This is a genomic window from Microbacterium sp. (genome assembly GCF_031988965.1).
In the GTDB taxonomy this organism is placed as follows: Bacteria; Actinomycetota; Actinomycetes; order Actinomycetales; family Microbacteriaceae; genus Microbacterium.
On record NZ_DALZXX010000059.1, the window covers coordinates 1 to 5985 of the forward strand.

General features: G+C 70.4%; 3 protein-coding genes and 1 pseudogene. 1 reads left to right on the forward strand and 3 read right to left on the reverse strand.

The window, feature by feature from the left end; all coding sequences use genetic code 11:
• Positions 1-690: DedA family protein (locus RTM68_RS10970; RefSeq protein WP_312170765.1), on the reverse strand; the 690-nt coding region annotated here is incomplete at its 3' end.
• A 127-nt stretch (positions 691-817) separates the two neighbouring features.
• Between RTM68_RS10970 and poxB the strand changes: the two genes are divergently transcribed.
• Positions 818-2542, forward strand: a complete 1725-nt coding sequence (gene poxB / locus RTM68_RS10975; RefSeq protein WP_312170766.1) for a ubiquinone-dependent pyruvate dehydrogenase — start codon at positions 818-820, stop codon at positions 2540-2542.
• Between the two features lie 120 nt (positions 2543-2662).
• On the opposite strand, the gene RTM68_RS10980 is transcribed toward poxB, so the two are convergent.
• Positions 2663-5461 carry a hypothetical protein gene (locus tag RTM68_RS10980; protein ID WP_312170767.1) on the reverse strand — a complete coding sequence of 933 codons (2799 nt, stop codon included), beginning with the start codon at positions 5459-5461 and terminating at the stop codon, positions 2663-2665.
• 21 nt (positions 5462-5482) lie between these two features.
• Positions 5483-5985, reverse strand: a pseudogene (locus RTM68_RS10985) (HSP90 family protein); the annotation flags it as partial.

The following is a 5985-nucleotide window of genomic DNA, read 5'->3' on the forward strand; positions in this document are numbered from 1 at the left end:
CAGGTCGTCGGGCTCGATGTCCTGCGCCGGTTCGGGGTTCGTGCCCCGCGAGTCCTCGACGTCGGTGCCTTTCACGCGCTGCCGAACCCGCGCCACCACGAACAGCGACACGGCCACGATCACCGCGCCGATCACGAGCACCTGCAGACCGTCGGCGTACTGCTCGATGCGATGCCACTGCTCGCCGAGCAGGAAGCCGGCCATGACGAACACGGTGTTCCATATCGCACTGCCGGCCGCGGTGAGCAGGGTGAACGTCGCGAGCGGCATCCGCTGGACCCCGGCGGGGATCGAGATCAGGCTCCGGAAGATCGGGATCATCCGCCCGAAGAACACCGCCTTCATGCCGTGCCGGGCGAACCACTCCTCGGTGCGGTCGACGTCGCTGACCTTCATCAGCGGCATCCGATCGACGATGCGGCGCAGACGCACGGGGCCGAGCCAGGCGCCGAGTCCGTAGAGCGCGAGCGCGCCCACGACCGAGCCGACCGTGGTCCAGACGAGAACCTCCCACAGCACGATCGTGCCCTGGCTCGCGGTGAAGCCCGCGAGCGGGAGCACGACCTCGCTCGGGATCGGCGGGAACAGGTTCTCGATCGCGACGGCGACGCCGGCGCCGATGCTGCCGAGCGCTTCCATCAGGCCGATGGCCCAGTCTGCGAACACGTTCAGGTTGTCAGAGGCCGCCATGCTCTCGACGCTACGCAGACGCGTGGATGCCGTCACTGCGGCTGCCCGTCCTCCCAGGTGCGGAAAACCGTAATACTGCGCTCGCGGTGTCGATCCCGACCCCGGAGCCCGGGCGTAGGTTGGAAGCATGGCAACCGTCGCAGCGAACATCGTCAAGACCCTCCGCGCCAACGGGATCGACCGTGTCTACGGCCTTCCAGGTGACTCCCTCAACGGATTCACCGACGCACTCCGCAAAGACGGGAGCATCCGATGGGTGCATGTGCGGCATGAGGAATCGGCTGCGTTCGCGGCGGCGGCGGATGCCTCGCTGACCGGCGACCTCGCAGTCGTCGCCGGCTCGTGCGGACCCGGCAACCTGCACCTGATCAACGGCCTCTACGACGCGAACCGCTCGCGCGTGCCCGTGCTCGCGATCGCGGCGCACATCCCCACCACCGAGATCGGCACGGGGTATTTCCAGGAGACCCACCCGCAGGAGCTCTTCCGCGAGTGCAGCGTCTACGTCGAATACGTCGCCGACCCCAAGCAGATGCCGCGTCTGCTCGAGATCGCGATGCGCGCGGCCATCGAGCAGCGCGGCGTCGCGGTGCTCGTGATCCCCGGTGACGTCGCTCTCGCCGAGATCGCCGACGACCGCGCCGTGGTCATCGAGCGCGCCCGCCCGGTGATCGTGCCGAGTGGCGATGAGCTCGAGCGTGCGGCGACCCTGCTGAACGCCTCGAAGAAGACCACGATCCTCGCGGGCGCGGGAGTCGAAGGCTCGCACGACGAGGTCATCGCCCTGGCCGACCGGCTCGGTGCGCCGATCGTGCACGCCCTGCGGGGCAAGGAGTTCATCGAGTACGACAACCCGTTCGACGTCGGCATGACCGGGCTTCTCGGGTTCGCCTCGGGCTACCGGGCCATGGAGGCGGCCGACACGCTGCTGGTGCTCGGCAGCGACTTCCCGTACGAGCAGTTCTACCCCGAGCACGCCACGACGATCCAGGTCGACATCCGCGGCTCGCAGTTGGGCAAGCGGCATCCGCTCGACCTCGGTCTCGTCGGAGACGTCGGGGCGACGGCCGCCGCCCTGCTGCCGCGCCTCGCCGAGAAGAGCGACCGCGACCACCTCGACGACTCGACCGCGCACTACCGCAAGACGCGCGCGAAGCTCGACGACCTCGCGACCCCGACCAAGGCGGGCCGCCCGATCCACCCGCAGTACCTCGCCCGGCTGCTGAACGAGCAGGCGGCGGATGACGCGATCTTCACCGCCGATGTGGGGTCGCCCACGGTGTGGGCGGCGCGCTACCTGTCGATGACCGAGAACCGACGCCTGATCGGGTCGTTCACGCACGGATCGATGGCGAACGCGCTGCTGCACGGGATCGGCGCTCAGGTGTCGCATCCCGATCGTCAGGTCGTGGCCCTCGCGGGCGACGGCGGGCTGGCGATGATGCTGGGCGAGCTGCTGACCCTCACGCAGAACGGGCTGCCCGTGAAGACGATCGTGGTGAACAACTCATCGCTGAACTTCGTCGAGCTCGAGATGAAGGCAGCGGGATTCGTGAACTACGGCACCTCGCTGGACAACCCGAGCTTCGCGGCGATCGCCGAGGCCATGGGCATCTTCGCCCGACGGGTCGAGAACAGTGAAGACCTGCCGGATGCCGTGCGCGAGGTGCTCGAGCACGACGGCCCCGCCCTGCTCGACGTCGTCACCGAGCGGCAGGAGCTGTCGATGCCGCCGGCGATCGAGGCCGCTCAGGTCAAGGGCTTCGCCCTGTACGCGATCCGCACGGTCATGTCGGGCAAGGGCGACGAGCTGCTCGACCTCGCGCGCGCCAACTGGCGTCAGCTCCTCTGAGCCGCTGACGGTCGTTGAGCGAGCAGCGCAGCGGGGGCGGGCCCTGTCCGGTCGTTGAGCGAGCAGCGCAGCAGCGAGACGAAACGTGTCGCGCGACCGGGTGGTCTCGACCGCGCTGACTCAGCTGTCGAGCAGCGCCCGCACCTCGGCGGCCTCGACGTGACGGCCGAGGCCCTCGAGCACGTCACCCAGCTCGAGCGCCGACACCTGTCGCAGCGGCGGGTGGGCCTCGGCGTGCTCGATCGCCGAACGGTAGATCGGAACGGCATCGCCGGCACGCTCACTGCCGGCGAGCAGACGCGCGGCGAACAGCTCCGAGCCTCCCGCCGACCCCGCATCTCCCAGCGCCGCGAAGCCGTCGGCTGCGGTGAGTGCCGCGGCGACGGCCTCGTCCGTGCGTCCGAACTCGGCGAAGGCGCGACCGCGTGAGTCGGTGACATCCGCGAGCAGCCATCCGGCCTCATGCTCCTGCGCGAGCGCGGCGACCTCGTCGAAGAGGGCGAAGGCTCGCTCGTCCTGGCGTGCGCCGTACGCCTGACCCAGATTGTGCAGCACGTCGACGAGCGCGCCCACGGCCTCGGGAGCCTTGCGGGCGATGTCGGATGCCGCTTCGAGCGACTCGATCGCATCGTCGTTCTCGTCGAACCGGGCGAGGATCCTGGCCCTCTCGGTCAGCGCGACGGCGTGGTCGGCGTGCTCCTCAGCCTCGCCGAACAGCTCGGCGGCGTATCCGAACGCACCGACGGCCTGTCCGAACTCCCCGGCCGAGGCGAGAGCGCGGGCCAGCAGCGATGCCGTCATGCCGCGCGATGCGGCGGAGACCTCTGCCTGCTCCTCGCGCTCGAGCACCTGGCCGAACAGCTCGGCCGCCTCGTGGGCGTCACCGGCCGCGAGCATGGCGCGAGCCAGCCGGAAGTCCGCTCCGGTCAGGTCCCCGCCCTCCTGTGCGACGAGCCGTGACGTCACGCGATAGCGGGTGACGGCCTTCTCTGGGTCTCCGGCGTCCTCCCACAGCGCGCCGGCGAGCAGATGCGCAGAGGCCAGTGCCTTCGTCGCACCGAGTCCGGCGAGCAGGCGGCAGGCCTCGTCGGCATCCGCGGCGCCGTCGGTGAACGCCTCGGTGCCGCCGCGCACGCGTGCGCGGGTCTGCAGCGCCTGTGCGCGGTGTCCGACGCTGAGATCGTCCTGTGCGAGCAGACGGTCGAGCAGGGCGGATGCCGCCTCGATGTCGCCCTTCTGCAGCACGGCCGCGATCGCGACGAGCGTCGTGGTGTTCGCGAGACGGGAGTCCTCGGCCTCGGCGAACGCGCGAGCGGCGAGCTCGGCGAGGTCGAGTGCGGCATCCGGCTCTTCGGCGTGCATGTGCAGCGAAGCACGACTGATCGCGAGGTCACCACGCGACCACGCCGGCAGCGCATCCGACGCCTGCAGCTCGTCTTCGAGGGCGGCGGCGGCCTCGGGGGTGTTCAGCCCGAAGGTCGCGAGCCCCAGGCGCTGTTCGAGGTCGGCCTGCTCGTGCTTCCCTGCGGCCCTGAGCGCGTCGATACGGGCGGGAAGCAGTTCGAGGGCCTCTTCGGCGCGATCGAGCGCGATCAGGATGCCGAGGCGCATCGACATCAGCTGTGCGAGCTTCGCGGGGTCTTCGACGGCGAGAGCGTGGGGGAGCGCCTGCAGGGTCTCGTGCTCGGCGCCGAACTGCGCCAGGTCCATGACCCGGTCGAACCACGCATCGGCGTCGGTCGGGGTCGCGGCGTCGGCCGTGGTGATGAAGGCGTCCGACCGGATCGGCACGTCGTAGTGCTCACCCGCGAGTGCGCGGATGCGGGCGAGGCTGAGGGCATGACCGTCGGTGCCGTCGCGGTGATCGAAGTCGGCGCCGATGCGTTCGGCCGTGGCCCATGCGGCGGCCGCGAGCTCGGTCGCCGTCCACGATCCGTCATGCTTCCCGAAGAATGGCGCCAGTGCCGGAGACTCCGCGCCGCGTACCGGGGTGTCGCCGTGACCCGCATCGGCGACCCGATCGAGCGCGAAGGCGAAGGCGGCGAGGGCGGCGAAGTGGGCGTCGACGTTCAGCCCGTCGTGTGCGAGCCATGCGATGTGGCGCTCGACTAGCGAGAGCGCCCTGGCCTCGTTGCCGGTCACGGCGGCGAAAACGATGTTGTTCGCGACGATGCGCAGGTTGTCGGGGTTGTCCTTCGCGAGACGGTAGCTGCGCAGGTGCGCGCTCTTCGCCTCGTCGACACGGCCCGCGCGCAGGTAGGGGAGCAGCACGCGCGAGAGGGCGTGCTCGGGCTCCTCGCCGCACGAGAAGCCGCCCTCGAGCATCTCCTCGACGAGGCGGATCGCCTCGCCGTCGCGATCCGTCTCCGCGAAGAAGCCCGCGAACTGGCTGCGCCCGCACGCGTCGCAGTGGCTGTGCTCGTCGCGCGGGGTGGCCTCGAGGCGCACGCGCAGCGATTCGGCGTCCTCGAGGCGTCCGGCGTCCCAGGCATCCTCGAACCGGGCCGTGAGCACTCCGCTCAGCCCGAGTCCCGCCGCGCGGTAGTGCGACTCCATGTCGTCGAGCACCGCCGCGATCTGCTCGACCGAGAAGGCCGGCGACGAGCGCAGCGCAGAGGCCATCCACTTGAACTGCCACATGAGGTCGGCCCCGCCGTAGTCGAGGTCGGCGGGGAAGCGCTGCGGGTCGGCGTCGTGGCGGGCGAGGCACCACGCGAACGAGTTCAGCATCACATCGGTGGCGCCGTTCATGTTCGCCGACGCCGTCTGGCGCATCCGTGCCTGATACTCGAGCTGCTCATCGCCGATCTCGACGGCCAGAGCGACGGCCTCCGCCACGAGCGCCTGCTCGGCGGGACCCCACGGGGTGCGGTCGATCTCTTCGACGAGCTGCTGGAAGCGCTTCTTCGGGCGGGCCATGATCGTTTCCCTTTCCGGGGGTCAGAGCGCGTCGCCGAAGGGGATCGCGTCCCCTTCGATGCCGGCCGAGAGCGAGACGAGGTCGGTGAGCGCCGTGGTCATCAGGGCGCGGTCGGCATCGGAGAGCGGGTGGTGGCCCGCGAGCAGCGCCTGGATGTAGAGCAGCTGCACGGTCCGAGCGAACACGGCATCGTCCTGCACGCGCACGAGCGCACGGACGACCCGGTTCGACCAGTTGAGGCACAGACGCGCGGTCAGATCGTCGTCGCGCGCGGCGGAGAGGGTGCTGTCGATGCGGTCGAGCACCCCGCCCCAGAGCGCTCCGGTGATGCCCTTGGTGCGTCCGCGGTCGATGCGGCGCAGCACCTCGGGGTCGGCGACGTACAGCGCGGCGAGGTCGGGTCTGTCGATCGAGCGCACGGTCACCGAGCAGTCGGATGCCGCGAGCACGTCGCCCGCGCGCGCCTCGAGCGCCACCGCGAGGTCGCGGTCGTCGAGCGGGGGCGGGTCGAGTCGGTCGAGCT